We start from the raw sequence: 23,031 nt of genomic DNA, 5'->3' as shown, positions 1-23,031 counted from the left end.
TACATTCACCGTAGAAAATCTTACCGAGGACGAGGACCATCCCATGATTGACGACACCCTGCTCGACGCCGAAGACCACATGAGCCGTTCCGTGGACCATGTGCGGGAGGATCTGACCACCATCCGTACCGGTCGCGCCAACCCGGCCATGTTCAACGGCGTCTTCGCCGAGTACTACGGCATGCGCACCCCGATCACCCAGATGGCCACGATCAGCGTCCCGGAGCCGCGGATGCTCATCATCAAGCCCTACGAGATGTCCGTCATGCAGGAGATCGAGAACGCGATCCGCAACTCCGACCTCGGCGTCAACCCCACCAATGACGGCCAGGTGCTGCGCGTCACCATCCCGCAGCTCACCGAGGAGCGTCGTAAGGATCTCGTGAAGGTCGCCCGCGGCAAGGGGGAGGACGCCAAGATCTCCATCCGCAATATCCGTCGCAAGGGCATGGACGCCCTGAAGAAGATCCAGAAGGACGGCGATGCCGGCGAGGATGAGGTCCAGGCAGCCGAGAAGGAGCTGGACAAGATCACCCAGGGCTACGTCGCCCGGGTCGACGAGGTCGTATCGTCGAAGGAAAAGGAACTGATGGAGGTCTAGTGGACTCCCATCCTGATTCCGGCCGGATCCACCTTCCGCAGCCGAAGAACTCCGCCGGACGGTCCCTGCCCGTCGCCATCAGTGTCGGCGTCGGGCTCGGCGCGCTGGTGATCGCCTGTCTGGTGATCCCCTACGCCTGGTACCCGCTCATCGCCGTGGCCATGGGCCTGGCGACCTGGGAGGTCACCAGACGCCTCGGTGAGAACGGCTACGACGTCCAGTTCCCCGTCCTGCTGCTGTGCGGTCAGGCGATGATCTGGTTGTCCTGGCCTTTCAACGCGACCGGTCTGCTCTCCGCCTTCGGGGTGTCGGCCTTGGTGACCGTCGTCGCCCGGTTGTTCCACCACGGACGGACGGTGAAGCCCGAGAACTGGCTGCGGGACGCCGGCATCTCCGTCTTCGTGCTCGTCTGGATCCCGCTGTGCGGAGGGTTCGGGGCTATGCTCTCCCTGATCTCCCGCGACGACGTCTCCGGCTGGGCCTTCATCGTCTCGTTCATGCTCTGCGTCATCGCCTCCGATGTCGGCGGCTACGCCTCGGGTGTGTTCTTCGGCAGCCACCCCATGGCACCGGCGATCAGCCCGAAGAAGTCCTGGGAGGGCTTCGCCGGGTCCGTGATCTTCGCCTCGGTCGTCGGCGTGATTGTCATGGTCACCCTGCTGAAGTACGACGACCCGGTGCACTATCTGCTGGGCCTCGGCTTCGGCGCCGGACTGTCCCTGTGCGCGATCCTGGGCGACCTGGTGGAGTCGCAGTTCAAGCGGGACCTGGACATCAAGGACATGTCTGCGATGATCCCCGGACACGGCGGAATCATGGACCGCATCGACGGCATGTTGCCCGCCGCGATGCTGACCTGGATCATGCTCAGCGCCCTGTCCTGACACCCGTGCGTGACACCCGTGCGTGACGCCCGGGGCAGGGGCGTTACTTTCCCTTCCTGACCTGGTGGCGCAGCTGGAAAATCCGGACCGTACCGATACTCGCCGCCACCAGTGCGCCACCGACCGCGGCGATGAGCATCCCGACCCCGATCGGGAAGTTCCAGGTCCAGAAGAAGACATTGAGCTCGGTGCTGTCACCGTTCTGCAGGATGAACACCAGCAGCAGAACCAGGATCACCGCACCGATGATCAGAGCCACCCACGTCGACCCCGCGACTGTGCGGGTCACGTCGTGGCCTGTCGGCACAGGCGTAGCATCCTCGGTGTCAGAGGTCTCCGGTGCCTCCGCCCCAGAGGCGTCTGTGGCGGCCAGGTCGGTGGTGGCGTCCCGGTCGGTGGCGTCCTGCGGCCTGGAGCCGTCGAGGAACTCCGGGGAGTCGGGAGACCCTGCGGAGACGGTGGAGTCGGTGAAGTCAGCGTCGGTGGGCTGGCCCTCGGGCAGCTCCTGGTCCTTGTTCTTCATGGCGCCCCATCATAGGCGTCCTGCGGGGTCCGCTGTGTGCGGCACATCCCACGATGTGTCCGAACCCACGGTGAGGTGCAATAATGGGCCAATCATGGCTGAACCCGTACAACTGCAGTTCCGCGCCCCGACCCGCGGCATGCCCCCGACCCACCTGGCCGACCTCACCGACGACGAGGTCAAGGCCGCCGTCAAGGACGCCGGCCTGCCTGGCTTCCGCGCCAACCAGATCGCCCGCCAGTACTACGGCCGCCTCGAGGGCGACCCGACGGCGATGACCGATCTGCCGGAGAATCTCCGCGCCACGGTCAAGGACACCCTGTTCCCCACGCTGATGGATCCGGTGCGTCACATCTCCTGTGACGAGGGACAGACCCGCAAGACCCTCTGGAAGCTGCACGATTCGACCCTGCTCGAGTCCGTGCTCATGCGTTACCCCGACCGGGCGACGCTGTGCATCTCCTCCCAGGCCGGCTGCGGTATGGCCTGCCCGTTCTGTGCCACCGGCCAGGGCGGACTTGACCGCAACCTGTCCACCGGCGAGATCGTCGAGCAGGTCCGCGCCGCGGCCAAGGCCATGCGCGACGGTGATGTCGAGGGTGGCGAAGGTCGACTGTCGAACATTGTCTTCATGGGCATGGGCGAGCCGCTGGCCAACTACAAGCGCGTCGTCGCCGCCATCAAGCGGATCACCTCGCCGTCGCCGGAGGGCTTCGGTATCTCCCAGCGCAATATCACCGTCTCCACCGTGGGCCTCGCCCCGGCGATCCGCCGACTGGCCGACGAGGGCATGCACATGCGCCTGGCTGTCAGCCTGCACTGCCCGGACGATGAACTGCGCGACACCCTCGTCCCGGTCAACAACCGCTGGTCCATCGAGGAGGTGCTTGACGCCGCCGCCTATTACGCGGAGAAGTCGGGACGCCGAGTTTCGATCGAGTACGCGCTCATCAAGGAAGTCAACGACCACCCGTGGCGTGCCGACCTGCTGGGAAAGCGGCTCAAGAAGAAGCTGGGCAACCAGGTCCACGTCAACGTCATCCCGCTGAATCCGACCCCGGGGTCGGAGTGGGACGCCTCGCCGAAGCCGGTGCAGGACGAGTTCGTCCGTCGCGTCAATGAGCAGGGTGTGGCCTGTACCGTGCGAGACACCCGTGGCCAGGAGATCGCCGCGGCCTGTGGTCAGCTCGCCGCCGAGGAGCGGTAGTAGTCCGTCCCGGACATCGGCTGCTCTGAATGCTGCTGGCACAGCGGAGTATCGCACCTGCCCCTGGATCGCGCTCGAGGTGACCAGGACACTTACCTGAAGTGAGTGATCGGCAGGTGCGATATTCCGCATCCGGGGTCGGGGAAGCGGTCCATCAGCCCACCGTGTCCGGAAGCGTCCACCGTGTCCGGAAGCGTCCACTGTGTCCGGAAGTAGTCCCGAGGGGGCGAATACTCTGACTCCGGGCGACCTGTCGGCACTACTTCCGTACCGGGGCATTGTAGGAGCGACCTGTGGACACTACTTCCGTACAGGACAGAGCCATAAGGTCTGGTCGTGGGGGCTGGGGCACACGAAAAACCCCGCCGGCTGCGGAGTGCAGCGGGCGGGGTGACGGGGTCCGGCCGGTGACGGAGAACCGACCGGCCTATCCGGGGCCTACTTGTGGTGGGCCAGACCGTGCGGCGGGGTGGGGACGTCTTCCACACCGTCGACACCGACGCCGGGGAGGTTCCAGGAACGCAGCTCGGCAGTGGTGAGGTCCGCGTAGCGACCGGTGAGGTTGCGCTGGTCCTCGGTCCAGACCGGCTCGATGTGGCCGACCGGCTTGTTGTGGGAGGTCACCGTCGTGCGGGCGGCACGGGGCTTCCAGTTCGGGGAAGACTTGCGGGCGTAGAGCGTCACACCGAGAAGGATCGCGAGGCCGATCACGACGATGTAGATGTCCTCGACCTTGCCGTGGTGGTTACCGAAGAGGAATCCGAACATGCAGATTCCGGCGACGTAACCGATGATGATCGTGGTCTTGCGCGGGAACTGGTGCCAGCCCCAGGCGGCGGAGGGCTCATCCTCCGTGGAAACGCCGTTGTACACTTCGACCTTAGTGCCGTGGTCAGCCACTTCGAGATCCTCCTGAAGTACGTGGCAGTAGTCACCTGCCAGATTTAGTGCCCCTATTGTTACACATGACGGGCCCGGGAACGAACACCACCCGGCGTTTCGGGGGCACCACGGGGGAACCACGGGGAACCACGGGGAACAGTCGGGAGAACCCCGGGGAGAGCGGCGCGGCAACCGGCCAACCTGCCCCCTTCACAGGTTCCCGGCAGCCATCCGTGGAACAATGGTCCGGGTGAAAACGCGTGTAGTGGTGCTCGGCAGCACCGGATCCATCGGCACCCAGGCCCTGGACATCATCGCGGAGAACCCCGACCAGTTCGAACTTGTCGGTGTGTCCGCCCAGGGGTCCCGTCCGGAGCTTCTCCTCGACCAGGTTCGGAGCTTCGGTCTCGACCCCTCGCATGTCGCGGTGGCCAGTGATGTCGCAGCCGACATGCTCGACCGGGAACTCGACGGACACGTCATCCGCGGCACCCGTTCGCCCCGCACCCTTGTCGAGGAGGCGGGGGAGTACGGCTGCGATGTCGTCCTCAACGCCCTCGTCGGATCGCTCGGCCTCGACGCCACCCTCGCCACACTCCAGGGGGACGCGCGCCTGGCCCTGGCGAACAAGGAGTCTCTCGTCGCCGGCGGCGATCTGGTGCTGGACACCGCCTCGGAAGGCCAGCTCGTGCCGGTGGACTCCGAACACTCCGCCATCGCCCAGTGTCTGCGTGCCGGTATCCGCGAGGAGGTGGCGTCCCTGGTCCTCACGGCTTCCGGCGGGCCGTTCCGCGGCTGGACCCGCGAGCAGCTCGAACCGGTCACCCCGTTGGACGCCAAGTGCCACCCCACCTGGTCGATGGGTCAGATGAAGTCCCTCAACAATGCGACGATGGTGAACAAGGGGCTCGAGGTCATCGAGGCATCCCTGCTGTTCGATGTGCCCGCGGAGAAGATCGAGGTCACTGTTCACCCCGAGATGACCGTGCACTCCATGGTCACCTTCACCGACGGTGCGACCATCGCCCAGGCGTCCACCCCGTCGATGCGTCTGCCGATCTCCCTGGCACTGGGCTGGCCGGGCCGCGTGCCCGGTGCGAAGACACCGCTGAGCTTCGCCGAGGCGTCCACCTGGACCTTCGAACCACTCGATGACGCCGTGTTCCCCGCCGTCCGGCTCGCCCGTGACGCGGTCTCGGCCGGGGGCTGCATGCCCGCGGTCTACAACGCCGCCAACGAGGAAGCCGCCGTCGAGTTCCTCGCCGGGACACTGAGCTTCCCGCGGATCGTCGATACCGTCGCTGCCGTCCTCGACGACTGCTCGCGCTTCACCACCCGACCCCGTGACCTCGACGATGTGCTGGAGGCTGAGCGTGCCGCCCGCGCCGCCGCACACGAAAGGATGGCGTCGTGGCTTACGCGATAGGCGTCCTCCTCTTCGCGGTGGGAATCGCCGCGTCCATCGCCCTGCACGAGGCCGGACACATGGTCGCCGCCCGCAGCTTCGGCATGCGGGTGCGCCGCTACTTCATCGGTTTCGGCCCCACCCTGTGGTCGAAGAAGAAGGGGCACACCGAGTACGGCTTCAAGGCCGTACCCTTCGGCGGTTTCTGCGACATCGCCGGCATGACCGCCCTTGACCCGTACACCGAGGACGAGAAGCCGTACCTCATGGTCGACCGGCCAGGTTGGCAGCGCATCCTCGTGATGCTCGCCGGCATCGCGGTGAACATCGTGCTGGCCATGGCGATCATCTTCGGCGTCGCCGTGACCTGGGGCCTGCCGCAGACCTCCAATGACCCGGCACCCGCGGTCGTCGCGGAGACGATGTGCACCCCGACCAGCATCGAGGACGCGAAGGCCGACGACGGTGCAGGACACTGCGAGGGCGCGGGTCCGGCCGCGGATTCCGGACTGAAGGTCGGTGACGAGGTCACCTCCGTCAACGGGGTCGATGTCGATGACTTCCCGGCGATGGTCGAGGAGCTCGACACCGTCGGGTCTGACGCAGCCTCCGGCGGCGCCGTCGCCGGCGACCGGGTCACTGTCCCGGCCACCGTCGAGCGCAACGGTCAGGAGATCAGCCTTGACCTCCAGGTGGAGGTCGTGGAACGCCAGACGCAGTCCGGCGACGCCGTGCTCACCGGTGCCATCGGCATGCGGATCGACAACCCGAACGCGGAACTGGTGGACTACAACGTCCTCACCGCGATCCCCGGCACCGTGCACTACTCCGGTTACATCGTCACCGAGACCGCCAAGGCGCTCGTCGACCTGCCGGCACGGTACTGGCCGGTGGTGGAGTCCATCTTCGGCGCCGACCGTGCCGATGATTCGCCGGTGAGTGTCGTCGGGGCGTCCCGCGCCGGCGGCGAGCTCGTCCAGCACGACCAGTGGATGGCGTTCCTGCTGCTGCTGGCGAACCTCAACTTCTTCCTCGCCGCCTTCAACCTTGTGCCGCTGCCCCCGATGGACGGTGGCCATGCGATCGTCGTCGTCTACGAGAAGATCCGTGACTGGTTCCGCCGTCGTCGGGGCCTGGAACCCGGCGGCCCGGCCGACTACACCCGTCTGCTGCCGGTGACCTATGCCGTCGCCGCGATCCTCCTTGTCTTCGGTCTCACGGTCATCGTCGCCGACGTGATCAACCCGGTGCAGTTGTTCTGACGCCCATACCGGACCCACCGGCGCGGTATCCCGAGGTCACGGCGACCCGTTGGTAATCTCGGTGAGCATGCGCCCTACCCGCTTTCCCCGCCGCAACCGTCGGCGGGCCCGTGCCCTGACGACCACGGTCGCCGCTCCTGTCGCCGCCACCGTCGTCTCTCTGGGACTGGTGGTGAGCCTGGCGTCCTGCACCCCGCGTCCCGATAGTGCCGACGATACCGTCGGTGATTTCCTCCACGCTCTCGAAGACCGCGACGTCGACGGCGCGTCCGGGGCCACGGACGCAACGGAGAACGCGGCGTCCGACATCGACGCCACCTGGAACGGCCTGCAGGCCGAGTCGCTGGACGCCACGCTGCACGATGTCAGCACGGACGGGCAGGTTGCCACCGCGTCCTACACCCTCGACTGGGACCTGCCTGGCGAGCGCGACTTCACCTACGACGCCACCCTCACCGCCACGAAGACCGGTGACGACTGGTCGGTGCGCTGGGTGCCTTCGGTCCTGCACCCCGATCTCGGCAACGGCCAGCACCTTGAACTGCGCAAGGTTGAGGCGACGACCGCCGATGTCGTCGGCTCCGACGGGGCGGTGCTGCTCACCCCGGGGCTGCAGTGGCGGATCAAGGTCGACACCGACAAGTACGACAGCCTCACCGACCTGCAGTCCACCATGCGCAAGATCAACGCCGCCCTTGAATCGGCGCATTCCCGCGACGAGTCGGTGCCGACCATCAACCCCGACGAGGTGGCGAAGGACGCCCGGGTCGAAGGTGGCGTCTACTCCGTCGCCGTCCTCGCCGACCCGGTCGGCACGCAGGTCCGGGACATCCTCGGTGAGGTCGACGGGGTGGAGTTCAACGACGAACCGGCGATGGTGCGCCCGGACCCGGGCTTCGCACCGGACATCATGTCGCGTGTCTCCCAACTCGTCGGTGATGACCTCAAGGGCGACGACGGCTGGGAGATCGTCAAGGCCACCTCGGGTGGTGCTGCGGTCGGCACGGTGGACTCCTCGGCGGCGTCCCCGGCGTCTGCGGTGAAGGTCAGCCTGTCGAAGAAGGTGCAGAATGCCGCGCAGCAGGCGGTGGACACCCGTGCCGAGGACAAGGCGATGATGGTCGTCATGCGTCCGTCGACCGGTGAGATCCTCGCCGTCGCGCAGACCCCGGAGGCGGACAAGGAGGGTGATCTCGCGCTGTCCGGCCAGTACCCGCCGGGCTCGACGTTCAAGATCATCACCGCGGCCGCCGGTGTGGCGGAGCAGGGCCTGGACCAGGGGACGATTGTCGGCTGCCCGTCGACGTTGAACCTCTACGGCCGCAACGTCACCAACTACAACGGGTTCTCCCTGGGGAACACCACACTGTCCAACGCCTTCGCGCAGTCGTGCAACACCACTTTCGCCGAGGTCTCCACGAACCTGCCCGAGGGCAAGCTCAAGGAGACCGCCGAGGGCTTCGGCCTGGGCCGCGACTACGAGATCCCCGGGCTGACCACGATCACCGGGTCCGTGCCCGAGGGGGAGACTCCCCTGGACCGCACCGAGGCCGGCTACGGCCAGGGCCTCGACCTGGCCAGCCCTTTCGGCATGGCCCTGGTCTCGGCCACCGCCGCCAACGGCAGCACTCCGGTCCCGACGTTGCTGCAGACCGAGGCGGGTGCGACGAAGGACGCCGACGGGAAGGACGCCAAGCCCGGTGAACCCCTCGACCCGGTGGTGCTGGACAACCTGCGGTCCATGATGCGCGCCGTGGTGACCAGCGGTTCCGGTTCGGCGATCTCCGGGTCCGGCGAGATCTACGCCAAGACCGGTGAGGCGGAGTTCAACGGCGGTTCCCACGCCTGGTTCACCGGCTACCGGGATGACCTGGCTTTCGCCACCCTCATTGTCGGCGGCGGTGGATCCGAGCATTCGGTCGAGGTGACCCGGCAGTTCTTCGCCGCACTCGACGGCGAGTAGGCTCGGTGCCCATGACTAGAGCACCACTGACCCCCGGCGTCCCCACCCCTGTCCGTACCGTTCCCTCGGGCATCGAGCGGCCCGAGTACGCCTGGAAGGACGAGGTGCAGGAGAACGTCGGTGAGCCGTGGGTGCAGACCCCCGAGGTCGTCGAGGCGATGCGTGAATCCTCGAAGATCGCCGCGGACGCCCTGTCTGCCGCAGGTGCCGCCGTCGCCCCCGGTGTGACCACCGACGAGATCGACCGGATCGCCCACGAGTACATGTGCGACCACGGCGCCTACCCCTCCACTCTGGGCTACCGGCACTTCCCGAAGTCCGTGTGCACCAGCCTCAATGAGATCGTCTGCCACGGAATCCCGGATTCCACGGTGATCCAGGACGGCGACATCGTCAACATCGACATCACCGCCTACAAGAACGGTGTGCACGGCGACACCTCCGCCATGTTCACCGCCGGTGAGGTCTCCGAGGAACACCAGCTGCTCGTTGACCGGACCTACACCGCCATGTGGCGCGGCATCAAGGCCGTGAAACCGGGACGCGAGGTCAGCATCATCGGCCGCGTCATCGAGGCCTACGCCAAGCGCTTCGGCTACAACGTGGTCCGCGACTTCACCGGACACGGTGTGGGCCCGACCTTCCACAACGGACTGATCATCGTCCACCACGACGAAGAGGCGTACAACACCGTCCTGGAGCCGGGGATGACGCTGACCATCGAGCCGATGTTCAACCTCGGCGCTCTGGACTACACCATCTGGGACGACGACTGGACCGTGCAGAACACGGACCACAAGTGGACCGCCCAGTGGGAGCACACCATGGTCGTCACCGAGGACGGCGTGGACGTGCTCACCCTGCGCGAGGGGGAGAAAGACCAGACGAAGAAGTAAGTCTCCGGTAGCGTCGGGGCATGACTGTTTCACGGGATGAGCCACGACGTCCAGGGGAGAAGCGGCCGGGGCTGCGTGAACTCGGACCACTGAACTACGCCGTCGAGCGGATCGGGGCGAGGGTCCAGGGCAGGAAGTCCCTCGGAGTCTTCGCCACCATCGGCCGGGTGCGGCGCATGCTGCCACCGTGGCTGGCGTACTCGGCGACGATGATGCCCTTCGGGGCGCTCGGTCGGGCGGAGTCGGAGCTGGTGATCCTGCGGGTCGCCGCGCTGAAGGGCAACTCCGGTGGTGACTACGAGATGGACCACCACACCGCACTGGGGAAGAAGGCGGGGCTGATCGAGGGGGACATCGCCGCGGCGACCAGGATCGACGAGGGCTGGGAACCGGGACGTCACGGATTCCACGGTCGACGCGGAGCGATGCTCGACGTCGCCGACGAGATCGTCCAGTTCGGGGATGTCTCCGACCCGGCGTGGGGGCGCCTGGCATCCTTCCTCAGTGACCGGGAATGCGTGGCACTGGTGATGCTGGTGACGAACTACGCGGGTCTGGCCACCGCGCTGACCGTGCTGCGCACCCCGGTCGACGAGAGGCGGTGACCGGGAAACCCGGTCACCGCCTCTCAGATTCTGGCGTCAGTTGTTGACGGTCAGCGCATCGACTGGTTGTCCATGGCACTGTGCATCGACCAGGTGGACTTGGAGTCGATGAGGAACTTCTCGACATCCTTGGCGGACGCCTTGAGCTCCGGGTCGAAGTCCAGGTAGGCCTTGGTTTCGCGGGCGATGAGTCCGGAGAGGATGATCAGACCGATGAGGTTCGGCAGTGCCATGAGGCCGTTGGCGAGGTCGGAGAAGGTCCAGGCCATGTCGAGTTCCATGGTGGCACCGACGACGACCACGCAGGTGAAGATCGCACGGTAGGGGACCGTGGCGTGGGAACCGAAGATGCGCTGGGCGTTGCGCTCACCGTAGTAGGACCAGCCGAGGATCGTGGAGAAGGCGAAGAAGACGATGGAGATGGTCACGATGTGGCCACCCCAGTCGCCGGGGAGGGCCTCCTTGAATGCGTCGGAGGTCATCAGGCCGGCGCGGTCCTCGCCCTGATCCCAGACACCGGAGCTGATGATGACCAGACCGGTGAAGGAGACGACGATGATGGTGTCGATGAAGGTCTGGGTCATGGAGACCAGGCCCTGGCGGACCGGGTGAGTGGTCTTCGCGGCCGCGGCGGCGACAGCGGCGGAACCCATGCCGGACTCGTTGGAGAAGATACCGCGGGCGACACCCATCTGGAGGGCCAGGAGGATGCCGGAGCCGACGAATCCACCGACCGCGGAGGTCCCAGAGAAAGCGTCGGAGAAGATCAGGCCGAAGGCGTGGGGGATCTCGCCGGCGTTGATGCACAGCACCACGATGCCGCCGATGATGTAGATGACGATCATCAGCGGGACGAACGCCGAGGTGACCTTGCCGATGGACTGGATTCCGCCGAGCAGGACAGCACCGATGAAGATGAACATGATGATGCCGGAGACCGTCGGGTCGATGTCGAAGGACTCCTCCAGGTTCGCGGAGACCGCGTTGGCCTGGGTCATGTTGCCGATACCGAAGGACGCGATGACCGCGGCGATGGCGAAGAACCAGGCGAGAAACTTGCCGAGGGGACCCTTGATGCCGCGCTCGAGGTAGCGCTGCGGGCCGCCGGACATGTTGCCCTTGGCGTCCGCGATGCGGTACCGGACACCGAGGAACGCCTCGGAGTACTTGGACGCCATGCCGAGCAGACCGGTGATCCACATCCAGAACAGGGCGCCGGGGCCACCGATCGAGATCGCCGTGGCGACACCGACGATATTGCCCACGCCCACGGTGGCGGCCAGGGCGGTGGTCAGAGCCTGGTACTGGGAGATGTCACCTTCGCCGCCGTCGTCGTTGCGGTCGAGGAGGCCGAGTCGGAGGGCAGGGAAGAGCTTTCGGAACTGCACCCCCCTCAGCCGGATGGTGAGGATGAGGCCGGTGCCGAGCAGCAGGGGGATGAGGAACCAGGGGCCCCAGACAAAGGAGTCGGCGTCGCCGAGCCAGTCATTGAGTGTGTCCATGAGCAGACAGCGTATAGGGCGTTCGCGCGGTAAGGAGCGTACACCTGTTAAAAACATGGAAATTCTGTCAGTTCGCTGGCAGTGGGAGTTTTCCGGCGGGGAGACGGGGGATGGTCCGGGGGTGAGACGGTGTCACTTTCATAAATGACTATGTGGTAATAACTGTGTCCAATGCCGCTCTGCACTGAGGGGGAGATATGTGTAGACTGTTTCTTGAGTGCCTGGCTCGTGAGGTCGGGTGGCTCCTTTCGGATGATTCCTTGGTAGGGGGTTGACGAATGTGGAGAGAGGGTCGGGTTTCCCGGCCCTCTCTTCTTCGGTTGTCGCCCGGCGGCGACGGGGGTCAACGACGGGGGTCAACGGGGCTACACGACAGAGTGTGCGTCTTTTCCCGCTGTGTCGCGGGGCCCGGTCTGGTAGACCGGACAGTCGGCGGTGGTCCGTGCAGCAGGGCAGGTTCTCCGGTCGGCCGGAGCCCGCTGAGACGATGAGCATCTCTGCCGCTGTTCGCGCACCTCTGCCACCCTCTTCATGTTCGGTTGTAGTGGCGGGAAGTCGCTCTGGGTCGATCTGGGCGACCTGTCGGCACTACAACTGAACCGGGTAGGGCCAGTTCCCGAGCACCTCGTGATGACGGTGGATCCGTCATCTGCGATCAGTCAGCAGAGGTTGACGTGGCGCTGACTCTCAGCGGAAGTCCGGGACGCTAAGCTACAGGTCAATCGCGCCGGCCTCCCCCCCCCCATCGGCCGGTGCCGGACCACAGGAGGAACCGCGTGACCGATCCGGGCACCTGGAACAGCAGTGACGGTCGGCCGGCCGACGACGGTGGCCAGGCAGGCCAGGCAGGCCAGTACCCGCAGTACGGTCAGTATCCGGAGCAGCCGGCCTACGGGCAGTACCCGCCGCAGGGCGTCCGCGCCGGTTACCCGCCCTATGCCCCGAATGCCCCGTACGGCCAGTATCCCCAGTACGCTGCAGCCCCGGCCTACGGCATGTACCCGGGGCACCCCGGCTTCTCAGAGAAGTCGAAGACCACTGCCGCGGTGCTGGCGTTCTTCCTCGGCTGGGCCGGCGGACACAACTTCTATCTCCGCAAGAACGGCAAGGCCCTGGCCCAGCTGCTGCTGGTGATCCTCGGCTGGATCTTCATCGTCGTCGGCATCATCCTCGCCGCGAACTACGACACCGGCTCCTCCTACTATTACGACAACGGCAACGAAGCTCTCTTCGCCATGGGCCTCATCATGATCTTCGGGACGCTCTACGTCCTGTTCCCCGCGATCGGCATCTGGGCTTTCGTCGAGTTCATCCTCATCCTCACCGGATCGGCCGGGTACGCCACCGACGACAAGGGTCTTGTGCTGCGTTAGACGATGCTGGCCCAGGGGGGCGGTGCCATCCGTTACGATGAGCGGGCACATCGCACGTTTCCCGCCGCAGTGAACCCACGTGACCCCAGAGGAGCCCACCGTGACTGATCCAGGACCGTCGACCAACCGGGACGACGAGCAGTTCCCGCAGTCGCCCTTCTCCGACGAGTTCGAGAAGGTGCAGAACGAGGGGGGCTTCCAGGCTGACCAGCAGTCCGGTAACCCCGGCGGTTATCCGCAGCAGGCCGGCTATCCCCAGCAGGGTGCCTACCCGCAGAACGCCTACGTCGTTCCCGGCTACGCACAGCCCGGGTACCCCGGTGGCGCGTACCCCGCTCAGGGCTACGCGGGGCCCGGTTTCCCACCGAATGTCCCGGTCTCCCCGAAGACGAAGATCGTCGGCGCGTTGCTGGCGTTCTTCCTCGGCAGCCTCGGTGCCCACAACTTCTACTTCGGCAAGACGGGCAAGGCCGTCGCCCAGCTGGTCATGACCGTGGTGGGCTGGGTCGGCCTCATCGTCGGTTTCGTCTGTATCGGCGCCGGTATCGACGCCAACAGTGACTGGGTCACCACGTCCTCCGGCTACGGCTACTACCGCTACGACGACAATGACGGCCTCATCGGCCTCGGTGTCGTGCTGCTTATCGCCGCCGGACTCCTCATCACCGCCGTGGCGATCTGGGCGTTCGTCGAGTTCATCATGATTCTCTCCGGTGCGCGCACCTACCAGTTCGACCAGGAAGGACGCCTCGTCCAGTAACCAGGAAGAGGCCTGGGGCTCAGGCCTCCGCCGCGATCTTCAGCTGGTCCTTGATGGTGTCCAGCAGCCAGGCGTTGGACAGCGAGGAGGGGATGTTCAGCGCGGCCATGACCGACTTGTCGTCCTCGACGACGGCACCGGACTCGACCTGGGGCAGTTTGTCGTAGCCGGCGATCGCGCGGATCTTGTCCATGCCCTCGGTGGCGTACATGCCCATGAAGTCGGCGGAGAGGTCATCGACCCGCTCGTAGGAGATCATCACACGGCCGTTCTCGACCTGCAGGGTTCCGTCGGTGAAGGCCTCGGGCAGCGTCATGCCGAGCCGGGAGTAGAAGCTGTTGGCGATATTGTCCGGGTCGGCGATGACGCCGAACTGGCCACCACGGTCCTGGACGGTCAGGGCGGTCTTGCCCTCGAGTCCGGAGAGCTCTTCACGGGCATCGGCGAAAGCCTGCTCATCGTCGTCGATGACCTGCTGTGCCTCGTCCTCCTTCTGGTAGATCTTGCCGAGCGCCTGCAGCTGCGGTTCCCAGTCTGCGGTCTGGTCGATACCGGGCAGGACCGGGGAGACGTCCTTCAGTGCGTCGTACGCCTCCTCGGGAATGCGGTAGAGGTCGCCGACGATGAGGTCGGGTTCGAGCGCGGCGATCTCCTCCAGCGGGACGTTCTGGTCCGACAGGGGGATACGCTCTACGTCTTCGAGCTGGTCGTTCTTCCAGGCGGCGTCCTTGTCATCGGGGCGTTCGACGATGGCGTCCGGGGTGATGCCGAGGGCGAGGAGGTTGTCGACGGCGGTGCCGATGGCGACGACGGTCTCCGGGTTGGTGGGGTAGGTGTCTTCGCCGTAGACGTGGCTGATGGTGACCTCGGAGGCGTCGTTGCCGGAATCAGCGTCGGCAGAGGTGTTGGAGCTGGAGTCGCTGTCGTCGTCGGAGGAACAGCCGGCGATGACGAGGCTGGCGGCGACGACGACGGCGGTGAGGCCGGTGCGCGGGGAGCGTAGCGGACTGGTCGAGCGGGCGAGGGAGCGGAGAAGCACGGAGATCCTTCGTGGGTTTTCAGTGTGGGGAGGGCATGGACAGAACGTTCATGGGGAAGATCGGGAAGCGTTGGATAAGGAAATGCTTCCTTCACTTTCGGGTGGTGACCGTTCCTGAACGTACTACCGGGGCCGCCGGTCACACAAGGATGAACACTGTGCACTTCCTCACTGTCTAGCTTCCCAGCAGCATGTCCAGCGTCGCCTCCGCTCCGTCGGTGTGCAGCGATGCCAGTGTCCGGGTGTACGTCGCAGTGAAGTCGGGGGAATCCACCAGATCGCCGAAAACCTCACGGTCGCGCAGGAATGCCAGTGCGTCCTCGTGGTTGTGGGACGCGGACGCCGTGAGACGGTCGGCCATCCGGTCGACCACCGTGATGGGCCTGCCCTGCTCGTCGGTGCCCTCGGCATAGCGCGCCCAGGAGGCGACGATCGCCGCGGAGAGGTCGACGGGGCGTCCTGCAGCGAGGTTCTCCCGGATGACCGGCAGCAGCCACTTCGGGATCCGGTCGGAGCTCTCGGCGCACAGCCGCGCGACCGTGTCCTTCACCGCGACATTGCCGAACCGGGCGATGAGGGTGTGTCGGTAGGCGTCCAGGTCCACCCCGGGCAGCGGACGCAGTGTGGGGGTCGCCTCATTCTCCATGTACGCTAGCAGGAACCGTGCGAAGCGGGGATCCGCCATCACCTCGTGGACCATCCGGTGCCCGGCGAGGTGACCGAAGTAGCAGAGACCCTGGTGGGAGGCGTTGAGCAGCCGGAGCTTCATCAGTTCGTAGGGGACGACGTCCTCGACGACCTCGACCCCGACCTTCTCAAAGGGGGGACGCCCCGCGGTGAAACGGTCCTCCAGCACCCACTGGGTGAAGTCCTCGGACACCACCGGCCAGGCATCCGTGTACCCGTGTCCGGCGACGTCGGCGCGGTCGGCGTCGGTGGTCTCCGGGGTGATCCGGTCGACCATGGAGTTGGGGAAGACGACGTTCTCTTCGATCCAGGTCGCCAGCTCCGCGTCCACGGACGCCGCGAAGGCGAGGAAGGTGCGGTGGGCCACCTCTCCGTTGCCCTGGATGTTGTCGCAGCTCATGACGGTGAACGGCGGAATCCCTGCGGCGCGGCGTACGGCCAGGGCGGCGGTGACGAGCCCGAAGAAGGTCCGCAGGTCACTGTGGCGTCCGGCCTGCAGTTCGGCCCGGTCGTGGGCGATGTGCTCCGAGGTGTGGAGGAACTCGCCGGTGACGTGGTCGATGTTGTATCCGCCCTCGGTGACGGTGAGGCTGACGATGCGGATCTGCGGGTCGGCGAGCAGGTTGACGGCGGCGGCCGGGTCGTCCGGAGCGAAGACGTAGTCGATGATGCTGCCGATGACCCGGGCGTCCTCGATGCCGTCCGGTGCTTTGGTTGTCAGGGTGTAGAGGTGGTCCTGGCCGGCGAGGGCATCGCGCATGCGGACATCGGAGGGCATGACGCCCAGGCCGACGATGCCCCAGTCCAGTGCCTGGCCCTGGTTCATCAGTCGGTCGAGGTACATCGCCTGGTGGGCCCGGTGGAACCCGCCGACGCCGATGTGGACGATGCCCGGGGTGACGGCGGCCCGGTCGTAGGCGGGGACGGCCGCCCCGGTCGCGGCGACGGCGTCCAGGGTCGCGGTGCCGAGGTGGGGGAGGGTGGAGGTGGTCGGGGTGCTCACTGGATGTTCTCCTTGTCGGGTGCGGATGAGGGTTCGGATGCGGAGGTGGATTCGGATGCGTGGGCGACGCGGACGGGGGTGCCGTCGAAGCCGGGCTGGGTGCCCTTGAGACGGGTCGACATCCAGGCGGACACGAAGTAGAGGCCGATCATGATGACGGTGAGTCCGGTGGGGCCGACGAGCGGCAGGAAGACAGCGACGAGCAGGGGGCCGACGGCCACCGCCGCGCCGACGCCGAGGTTGTAGGTCGCCATCGCGGCACCCGGGTGCTCGGGATCCAGGGAGATGGCGATGGCGGACAGCGGGACATACCCGGCCAGTCCGATACCGAAGACAGCGCCGAAGGCGAGGGTGATGCCGTAGGTCACCGGATCGGGCAGCCCGAGCGCCTGGCCGACGAGCGGAGTGAAGTAGACCAGCCCGAGTGCGACGGCGCAGAGCACCGCGCCGCACCAGAACATGGTGCGCGCCCAGCCGTAGCGGTCACCGATGCGTCCGAACAGCGGGTTGAAGGGGAGGTTCACCGCGTAGATCACCGTGGTGAGGATGAGGAACCATCCGAGTCGCCAGCCGAGATCGTCGGTGAAGTAGGCGGGGAAGAAGACCGCCATGGCGTAGGTCGGCACCGAGTTGATGGTGCGGATCGCGGTGACATAGCGGAAGCGGGAGTCGGTGACCAGCAGGCGGACGCCACGTGAGAGCGTCGCGCTGACCTCCTCGGGGTTGTCGACCAGTGGACGGCGTCCACGGGGTTCGCGGACCCCGACGAAGACGATGGTGGAGCCGACCAGGACAAGGACCAGAGAGACCCAGAGGGTCTGGTAGAAGTCCAGGTCGATGACATTGAGCGAGATGGTGGCGACGAGGGCGCCGAGGGTCGGCAGGCCGGCGGAGAAGGCGACATAGAACCAGCCGACGCCGGTGGCCCGGTCCTCGGGGCGGGCCACGGCACTGATCCAGACGAGGAAACCGTAGGCGAAGAGCGGATAGCCGAAGCCGCGGAGTCCGTAGGTGATGAAGATCAGCGGGGCATTCGAGGTGGTCAGGGCGACGAGCAGGAAGGTGAGTTCCAGGACCACCCAGACGACCGCGCCGAGGGCCATCACGCGGCGTGGACCCCAGAGGTCGGAGAGCGCGGCGGCGAAGAAGGCGGCGATCGCGACGGCGATGCCGTAGACGGTGACGAGGGTGCCGACCCGGGAGGTCGAGAAGCCGTGGTCGTCGCGGAGGAAGGGTTCGAGGATGTTGGTCTCGACCCCGTCGCCGATCATGAACAGGGTGAGGCCGATGAATCCCCAGATGAGGGCGCGGGGTATGCCGAGCCGGTCGAGGAGGGGCTGTGGTGAGGTCATGTGTTCTCCTGTGCTCCAGGGGAGGGTATGGGGCGCACGTCACAACTTTTGGTGCGCAATGCGGCTAAATGTACCGCGTATGTGTGGAAAAGTCACGCAAAATCACATGGTTATGTTGAAAAGTGAGGTCAGATCACATGGCGCCGTGGTAGCGTGTACCCCATGTCACAACCCGCCAGCGTCGCCGGGCCCGACCGACGACGGGAGAACATCGTCGCCTACGTCACCCGGCACGGCACCGCCCGCATCGAGGAACTCGCCCGGCACTTCGACGTCAGCCAGATGACCGTCCACCGAGACCTCGACACCCTCGCCGCAGACCATCTGCTGGAGCGGGTCCGCGGCGGAGCGCGCTCGGTCAGCCCCTCGATGAGTGAGCTGGCGGTCGGCCAGCGCCGCCAACTACGCCGGGACACCAAGACGGCGCTGTGCACCCGGGCCGCCGAACTCATCGGGGAGGGCGACGTGGTCGCCGTCGATGACTCGACCACCCTCGAACCGCTCGTCGGCCTGCTTCCGGATCGGCACCCCTCGGCGCTGATCACCCACTCCCTGGCCGCGATGTACAACCACACCCGCCGCAGCGGCGTCACCGGGATCCGCCTCATCGCCTGCGGCGGACAGTACATCCCGGAGACCGATTCCTTCCTCGGGGCCGGCACCAATGAGCAGCTCTGCCAGCTGTCCGCCGACATCACCTTCGTCTCGACGACCTCGTTGCGCGCCACCGCCGACGGCACCGCCCTGTTCCACCCCGACGTCGAGGCCGCGGACACCAAGCGCGCCCTCGTGGCACTGGGCCTGGTCAAGGTCCTGCTCGTCGACGCGACGAAGTTCGACGCCCCGGGACTGTTCAAGGTCGCCGATCTCAGCGACTTCGACCACATCGTCGCCGACGCGGACACCTCCGAGGCCGACCGGGAACGGCTGCGGGCGTCCGGCGCGAACGTCCACATCGTCGGGGACACCGACACCACCGGAAAGGAACTCTGATGGCATTCGTCCTGGGAATCGACAGCTCCACCCAGTCCTGCAAGGCGCTGCTCGTCGACGCCGCCACCGGCGAGGTCGTAGGTGAGGGTCGCGCCACCCATCCCGAGGGCACGGAGGTCGATCCCCGGGCCTGGATTGACGCGATGCAGACCGCCACCGCCGGACTGCTGGAGAAGGCGGACGCCGTCGCCGTCGCCGGCCAGCAGCACGGCATGGTCGCCCTGGACGGGTCAGGCGAGGTCGTGCGGGACGCCCTGCTGTGGAACGACACCCGGTCCGCCCGCGCCGCCGAGGAGCTCATCGAGGAGCTCGGTGGGCCTGCGGCCTGCGTCGATCTCACGGGCAGTCGCTACGTAGCCTCGATCACCGCGACGAAACTGCGGTGGATGCGGGACCACGAGCCGGAGAATGCCGCCCGCACCGCCTCGGTCCTGCTGCCGCACGACTACCTCACGCGATTCCTGTCCGGTGGGCTGGTCACCGCGACCGATCACGGGGAGGCGTCCGGAACCGGGTACTACAGCACCCGGGAGCGCCGGTGGCTGCCGGAGCTCGCCGAGAGTGCCCTGGGGCATCCCGTCGACCTGCCGTACCTCGCCGCGCCGAACGAGGCATTGGGCACTGTCGCGGCGTCGGTGTGTGCCGGGGCTGCGGCGCGGGGGACAGTTATCGCGCCGGGCACGGGGGACAACCAGGGCGCGGCCCTCGGTCTGGGGCTCGGTCCCGGGGACGTGTGTGTCTCCATCGGGACCTCCGGGGTGGCGTCTGCGGTGGTTGAGGACAGTGTCCACGATTCCGCCGGCGTGGTCACCGGCTTCGCCGACGCCTCGGGGAGGTACCTGCCGCTGGTCGCGACGTTGAATGCGGCCCGCGTCCTTGATCTGGGACGCCGCCTGCTGGGCGTGGACTGGGAGGAGTTCGACCGGCTGGCGCTGGACGCCGCTCCCGGCGCCGGTGGTCTTGTTCTGCAGCCTTACCTCGACGGGGAGCGGACGCCGAACCGACCGGACGCCACCGGCATCATCCAGGGGCTGACCACCGCCACGACCAGGGAGGACTTCGCCCGGATGACGGTCGAGGGGCTGCTCTGCTCGATGAAGGACGCGGTGGAGGCGCTCGTCGGCGCGACGGGGGAGAAGGTGCGCCGCGTACTGCTGATCGGCGGCGGTGCCCGGTCGGCGGCGGTGCGGGCGATCGCCCCTTCGATCTTCGGGGTGGAGGTTCTGGTCCCGGATCCTGCGGAGTACGTGGCCCTGGGTGCCGCCCGTCAGGCGGCGTGGACGCTCTCCGGCGAGGACGCGCCGCCGACCTGGACCGTTCCCGGGACGGCCCCGGCCTCCGCACCGTTCAACGGGCGGACGGTGCGGTCCTACGCCCACCTGCGTACCGCGACGGCGGGGTGGAACTGGGGGTTGGAGTAGGCGGGGGCCTGTTGCAGGCGCATCGGCGCCTGGGGGCCGGGGCCGGGGACCGGTTTACGGACGCCCGCCGTGGGGAGTGGTGATCCGGGCGAGGCGGACCGTGGCCTCCGGAGTCGCTGAGCGCCGCTTCTCGTCGAAGTCGGGTGCGCAGCAGAGGAAGAGGTCCCTGCCGTCGGGCCCGCCGGCCATGCAGGCGAAGACGGGGGAGTCGAGGCTCACGCGCCGGAGGATCTCGCCACCCTCGGCGACGAGCAGGGTAGGGCCACCCAGGGCGTCCGCCACCCATAGGTTGCCGTCGGCGTCCAGACCGCAGCCATCTGCGGAGACCACGGACTGCGCCTCGACGACGTCGAGGTTCCGGTTCTCCGACAGCGGGCCGAAGACCGCCCAGTCGCGGCGCGGGCCCAGCGAACCGTCCTCGAGGATGTCGAAGCTACTGACGCGGTTGCCGAAGGTCTCGTTGACGATGAGGGTCTTACCGTCCGGAGTGATGACGGATCCGTTGGGGAAGTACAGCGGCTCGCTGATGTGCCGGGCCGACCCGTCGGTGTCGACGAGGATGAGCGGGGTGGGGGCGGCGTCCTCCCCGGCCATGAGGTCGAAGCCGAAGTTGCCGACGTAGGCGCGCCCCACCTCGTCGACGACCATGTCGTTGAGCGGGTAGGCGGCCAGGTCGCTGAGGTCGGCATGCTCGACGACGGTGCCGTCGGCCTCGCGGCGCAGGATCTTCCGGTCCTTCATGGACACCACGAGCAGGCGCCCGTCCGGTAGCCAACCCAGGCCCGACGGTTGGGCGGGGACGGTGAGCTCGGTGCGCAGGTCAGCCCCGTCGGCCTCCATCGACAGGACGCGGTGGCTGTAGAAGTCGACGAAGTACCAGCGGCCCCCGTGCCAGCGTGGGCACTCGGTGAAGGTCATGCCGGTGGCGACGGTGGTGGGGGCAGGGTTGTCTGCCGGAGATGTGCTTTCAGTCATGAAATGGAGCGTAGCAGCGTGACGCGTCCAGACAGTGATTCATCCTGCAAGTATCGTGCCTGTCTCGACGGATGCCTCTGGCACGCTGAATTTCACGCAGGGCACGGACGACCCGTGTCCCACCGACAACGAGAGGGGCACACGATGACATTCACGTATCCGGAGGCGACGCCGTCATGAGCGGGGTCATCGCACTCGCGCTCGTCGGAGCACTGTGCAGCGCCGGGGTGCTGCTGCGCCGGTGGGTACCACTGTTCCGGAACAATCTCGTCCCGGCCATCGTCATCGCCGGTGTACTCGGCACGGTCGTCATGAACGCCGGCCTCGGGTCGGCCATCGACGGGGTGGACGCCACCCTGTTCGGCAACATCACCATCGAACTGTTCACCCTGACCTTCATCTCCATCGGGCTCACCGCCGCGCCGGCGTCCCCGGATCCGGACCAGGGGAGTGGAACAACGGGTCGCCGTGGTCGGCGCCGCTTCGTGCCCCAGTCGCCGCTGCTGCGCGGTGCCTGGGCCATGGGCCTGACCTGGGTCGTCCTCTTCGCGGTCCAGGAGCTCATCGGTGTCGGGGTCGTGGCATCCCTCGGCAGCGTGTTCGGCATGCCCGCGGAGTACGGGCTCATGGCCGCGTTCGGCTTCGCCCAGGGGCCGGGCCAGGCCGCGACCTTCGGGGCGATCTTCGCCGACCAGGGCTGGGACCAGGCGGTGAGCGTGGGGCTGACCTTCGCCTCCCTCGGCTTCCTCGCCGCATTCCTCATCGGGGTGCCACTGGCCAAACGCGGAATCTCCCGTGACGCGACGCACCACACGGTGGGAATCACCGGGTTCACGAAGCGGGGACTCCACGGCCCCGGGGACGACGCCGAATCCATGGGCCGGGAAACCACGTTCTCCGGCAGCATCGAGTCCCTCGGCTTCGCCCTGTCCATCGTCGGGGTCTGCTACCTCGGCGCCACAGGTATCTCCGCACTCTTCGGACTGATCCCCGGATTCGTCGGTGAGACGATGAGCGGCATGATGTTCATGAACGGTCTGTTCGCCGCCTATCTGCTGCGCTGGCTGTTGGGCAGGGCCGGGGCCGCCCACATCATCGACCCGGGGCTGCAGCGGCGGATCACCGGTCTGTTCAGCGACTTCACCGTGGTCACCGCGTTCATGGCGGTGCAGCTGTCCGTGGTGGTGGACTGGATCGTCCCGATCCTCGTCGTCACGGTCGTGGTCTCTGCGGTCACCCTACTGATCAGTGTGTACCTCGGGAAGCACTACGGCAGTGACCATGATTTCGAGCGGACTCTCGGGGTCTTCGGCACGGGTACGGGCACAGCTCCGACCGGGCTGGCGCTGGTCCGTATCGTGGACCCGTCACTGCGGACGCCGACCGGCGCGGAGATGGGACTGATGAACCTGCCGGAGCAGGTGGTGTTTCCGGTGGTGATCATCGTCTCGGCGGTCTTCGCAGGGGCACTGTCCACTCCGTTGGCCGTGGTGCTCATCGCCGTGTGTCTGCTCGGCTATCTGCTGCTGGCATACTGGGTCGGGGACTTCGACCGGGCGTCCTACCGTCTCACCGGGACGCCGAAGGACGCTGGAACACCGGAGGCTGTCGCAGACGACGTCCCGGAGACCGGGGTCGACGCGGCATCCACGGTGGGCCGACCGGCCGCCGACACCGCACCGACGGGAGGCAACTGAC

20 protein-coding genes are annotated in these 23,031 nt (G+C 66.9%); 13 read left to right on the top strand and 7 right to left on the bottom strand.

Annotation, left to right across the window (positions count from 1 at the left end; all coding sequences use genetic code 11):
• Nucleotides 1-43 precede the first annotated feature (43 nt).
• Together frr and ACZ9GM_RS06085 are read left to right on the top strand one after the other, a co-directional pair.
• Nucleotides 44-601, top strand: a complete 558-nt coding sequence (gene frr / locus ACZ9GM_RS06090; RefSeq protein WP_291473212.1) for a ribosome recycling factor — start codon at nt 44-46, stop codon at nt 599-601.
• Nucleotides 601-1,485, top strand: coding sequence for a phosphatidate cytidylyltransferase (locus tag ACZ9GM_RS06085; protein ID WP_291473211.1), 885 nt, complete (start codon nt 601-603; stop codon nt 1,483-1,485). Before frr ends, ACZ9GM_RS06085 begins: the two co-directional genes overlap by 1 nt.
• A gap of 43 nt (nt 1,486-1,528) precedes the next feature.
• Here the strand turns inward: ACZ9GM_RS06085 and ACZ9GM_RS06080 are convergent, their stop codons facing one another.
• Complete coding sequence (locus tag ACZ9GM_RS06080; RefSeq protein WP_476037420.1) at nt 1,529-2,008, bottom strand: lipopolysaccharide assembly protein LapA domain-containing protein; 480 nt, start codon at nt 2,006-2,008, stop codon at nt 1,529-1,531.
• A 94-nt stretch (nt 2,009-2,102) separates the two neighbouring features.
• Here ACZ9GM_RS06080 and rlmN point away from each other — a divergent pair, with 94 nt between their 5' ends.
• Nucleotides 2,103-3,215, top strand: a complete 1,113-nt coding sequence (gene rlmN / locus ACZ9GM_RS06075) for a dual-specificity RNA methyltransferase RlmN (RefSeq protein ID WP_476037419.1) — start codon at nt 2,103-2,105, stop codon at nt 3,213-3,215.
• Nucleotides 3,216-3,653: 438 nt separating this feature from the next.
• Here the strand turns inward: rlmN and ACZ9GM_RS06070 are convergent, their stop codons facing one another.
• Nucleotides 3,654-4,115 (bottom strand): DUF2631 domain-containing protein, encoded by a 462-nt coding sequence (locus ACZ9GM_RS06070; RefSeq protein WP_291473208.1) that lies wholly within the window; start codon nt 4,113-4,115, stop codon nt 3,654-3,656.
• A gap of 223 nt (nt 4,116-4,338) precedes the next feature.
• Between ACZ9GM_RS06070 and dxr the strand changes: the two genes are divergently transcribed.
• The 5 genes from dxr (at nt 4,339) to ACZ9GM_RS06045 (ending at nt 10,228) form a co-directional block, all read left to right on the top strand.
• A complete protein-coding gene (gene dxr, locus ACZ9GM_RS06065) occupies nt 4,339-5,523 on the top strand; it encodes a 1-deoxy-D-xylulose-5-phosphate reductoisomerase (protein WP_476037418.1) in 1,185 nt (394 codons plus the stop codon).
• Entirely contained in the window at nt 5,508-6,764 is a 1,257-nt protein-coding gene (locus ACZ9GM_RS06060; protein ID WP_291473206.1) for a M50 family metallopeptidase, read from the top strand. Before dxr ends, ACZ9GM_RS06060 begins: the two co-directional genes overlap by 16 nt.
• Before the next feature lie 67 nt (nt 6,765-6,831).
• On the top strand, nt 6,832-8,727 hold the full coding sequence (locus tag ACZ9GM_RS06055) for a penicillin-binding transpeptidase domain-containing protein (RefSeq protein ID WP_291473205.1): 1,896 nt from the start codon (nt 6,832-6,834) through the stop codon (nt 8,725-8,727).
• A gap of 11 nt (nt 8,728-8,738) precedes the next feature.
• The gene (gene map, locus ACZ9GM_RS06050) at nt 8,739-9,623 is read left to right on the top strand and encodes a type I methionyl aminopeptidase (RefSeq protein ID WP_291473204.1); all 885 of its coding nucleotides are present in this window, start codon (nt 8,739-8,741) and stop codon (nt 9,621-9,623) included.
• Between the two features lie 20 nt (nt 9,624-9,643).
• The gene (locus ACZ9GM_RS06045; RefSeq protein WP_291473203.1) at nt 9,644-10,228 is read left to right on the top strand and encodes a carboxymuconolactone decarboxylase family protein; all 585 of its coding nucleotides are present in this window, start codon (nt 9,644-9,646) and stop codon (nt 10,226-10,228) included.
• Nucleotides 10,229-10,278: 50 nt separating this feature from the next.
• Here ACZ9GM_RS06045 and ACZ9GM_RS06040 read toward each other — a convergent pair whose 3' ends face one another.
• Nucleotides 10,279-11,730 (bottom strand): alanine/glycine:cation symporter family protein, encoded by a 1,452-nt coding sequence (locus ACZ9GM_RS06040; protein WP_291473202.1) that lies wholly within the window; start codon nt 11,728-11,730, stop codon nt 10,279-10,281.
• A 776-nt stretch (nt 11,731-12,506) separates the two neighbouring features.
• On the opposite strand from ACZ9GM_RS06040, the gene ACZ9GM_RS06035 reads away from it, so the two are divergent.
• Together ACZ9GM_RS06035 and ACZ9GM_RS06030 are read left to right on the top strand one after the other, a co-directional pair.
• Nucleotides 12,507-13,103 carry an NINE protein gene (locus tag ACZ9GM_RS06035; protein ID WP_476037417.1) on the top strand — a complete coding sequence of 199 codons (597 nt, stop codon included), beginning with the start codon at nt 12,507-12,509 and terminating at the stop codon, nt 13,101-13,103.
• Between the two features lie 100 nt (nt 13,104-13,203).
• Nucleotides 13,204-13,863 carry a TM2 domain-containing protein gene (locus ACZ9GM_RS06030; protein ID WP_476037416.1) on the top strand — a complete coding sequence of 220 codons (660 nt, stop codon included), beginning with the start codon at nt 13,204-13,206 and terminating at the stop codon, nt 13,861-13,863.
• A gap of 19 nt (nt 13,864-13,882) precedes the next feature.
• Here the strand turns inward: ACZ9GM_RS06030 and ACZ9GM_RS06025 are convergent, their stop codons facing one another.
• The 3 genes from ACZ9GM_RS06025 to ACZ9GM_RS06015 all read right to left on the bottom strand — a co-directional run bounded on the left by ACZ9GM_RS06025 (nt 13,883) and on the right by ACZ9GM_RS06015 (nt 17,944).
• Entirely contained in the window at nt 13,883-14,902 is a 1,020-nt protein-coding gene (locus ACZ9GM_RS06025; RefSeq protein WP_291473199.1) for an ABC transporter substrate-binding protein, read from the bottom strand.
• 175 nt (nt 14,903-15,077) lie between these two features.
• Nucleotides 15,078-16,592: a mannitol dehydrogenase family protein gene (locus tag ACZ9GM_RS06020; RefSeq protein ID WP_291473198.1), complete on the bottom strand. Its 1,515-nt coding sequence runs from the start codon at nt 16,590-16,592 to the stop codon at nt 15,078-15,080.
• On the bottom strand, nt 16,589-17,944 hold the full coding sequence (locus ACZ9GM_RS06015) for an RbtT/DalT/CsbX family MFS transporter (RefSeq protein WP_291473197.1): 1,356 nt from the start codon (nt 17,942-17,944) through the stop codon (nt 16,589-16,591). Before ACZ9GM_RS06015 ends, ACZ9GM_RS06020 begins: the two co-directional genes overlap by 4 nt.
• 162 nt (nt 17,945-18,106) lie before the next feature.
• Between ACZ9GM_RS06015 and ACZ9GM_RS06010 the strand changes: the two genes are divergently transcribed.
• Both ACZ9GM_RS06010 and xylB read left to right on the top strand, forming a co-directional pair.
• Entirely contained in the window at nt 18,107-18,937 is an 831-nt protein-coding gene (locus ACZ9GM_RS06010) for a DeoR/GlpR family DNA-binding transcription regulator (protein ID WP_291473196.1), read from the top strand.
• Complete coding sequence (gene xylB / locus ACZ9GM_RS06005; protein WP_291473195.1) at nt 18,937-20,358, top strand: xylulokinase; 1,422 nt, start codon at nt 18,937-18,939, stop codon at nt 20,356-20,358. Before ACZ9GM_RS06010 ends, xylB begins: the two co-directional genes overlap by 1 nt.
• Nucleotides 20,359-20,412: 54 nt before the next feature.
• Here xylB and ACZ9GM_RS06000 read toward each other — a convergent pair whose 3' ends face one another.
• Nucleotides 20,413-21,333: an SMP-30/gluconolactonase/LRE family protein gene (locus ACZ9GM_RS06000; protein WP_291473194.1), complete on the bottom strand. Its 921-nt coding sequence runs from the start codon at nt 21,331-21,333 to the stop codon at nt 20,413-20,415.
• Between the two features lie 176 nt (nt 21,334-21,509).
• Between ACZ9GM_RS06000 and ACZ9GM_RS05995 the strand changes: the two genes are divergently transcribed.
• On the top strand, nt 21,510-23,030 hold the full coding sequence (locus ACZ9GM_RS05995) for a sodium/glutamate symporter family protein (protein WP_476037415.1): 1,521 nt from the start codon (nt 21,510-21,512) through the stop codon (nt 23,028-23,030).
• Nucleotide 23,031: the final 1 nt, after the last annotated feature.

This window comes from Corynebacterium sp. UD i78 (genome assembly GCF_056280545.1).
The sequence above is the reverse complement of the archived record's forward strand: the minus strand, read 5'-3'. Positions and strand labels throughout refer to the sequence as shown.

Coding starts and splice junctions, on each gene's coding strand:
- ACZ9GM_RS05995 (WP_476037415.1), top strand. CDS start 21,510: ATGAGCGGGGTCATCGCACTCGCGCTCGTCGGAGCACTGTGCAGCGCC.
- ACZ9GM_RS06010 (WP_291473196.1), top strand. CDS start 18,107: ATGTCACAACCCGCCAGCGTCGCCGGGCCCGACCGACGACGGGAGAAC.
- rlmN (WP_476037419.1), top strand. CDS start 2,103: ATGGCTGAACCCGTACAACTGCAGTTCCGCGCCCCGACCCGCGGCATG.
- ACZ9GM_RS06055 (WP_291473205.1), top strand. CDS start 6,832: ATGCGCCCTACCCGCTTTCCCCGCCGCAACCGTCGGCGGGCCCGTGCC.
- dxr (WP_476037418.1), top strand. CDS start 4,339: ATGGTCCGGGTGAAAACGCGTGTAGTGGTGCTCGGCAGCACCGGATCC.
- frr (WP_291473212.1), top strand. CDS start 44: ATGATTGACGACACCCTGCTCGACGCCGAAGACCACATGAGCCGTTCC.
- ACZ9GM_RS06040 (WP_291473202.1), bottom strand. CDS start 11,730: ATGGACACACTCAATGACTGGCTCGGCGACGCCGACTCCTTTGTCTGG.
- map (WP_291473204.1), top strand. CDS start 8,739: ATGACTAGAGCACCACTGACCCCCGGCGTCCCCACCCCTGTCCGTACC.
- ACZ9GM_RS06080 (WP_476037420.1), bottom strand. CDS start 2,008: ATGAAGAACAAGGACCAGGAGCTGCCCGAGGGCCAGCCCACCGACGCT.
- ACZ9GM_RS06015 (WP_291473197.1), bottom strand. CDS start 17,944: ATGACCTCACCACAGCCCCTCCTCGACCGGCTCGGCATACCCCGCGCC.
- ACZ9GM_RS06045 (WP_291473203.1), top strand. CDS start 9,644: ATGACTGTTTCACGGGATGAGCCACGACGTCCAGGGGAGAAGCGGCCG.
- xylB (WP_291473195.1), top strand. CDS start 18,937: ATGGCATTCGTCCTGGGAATCGACAGCTCCACCCAGTCCTGCAAGGCG.
- ACZ9GM_RS06000 (WP_291473194.1), bottom strand. CDS start 21,333: ATGACTGAAAGCACATCTCCGGCAGACAACCCTGCCCCCACCACCGTC.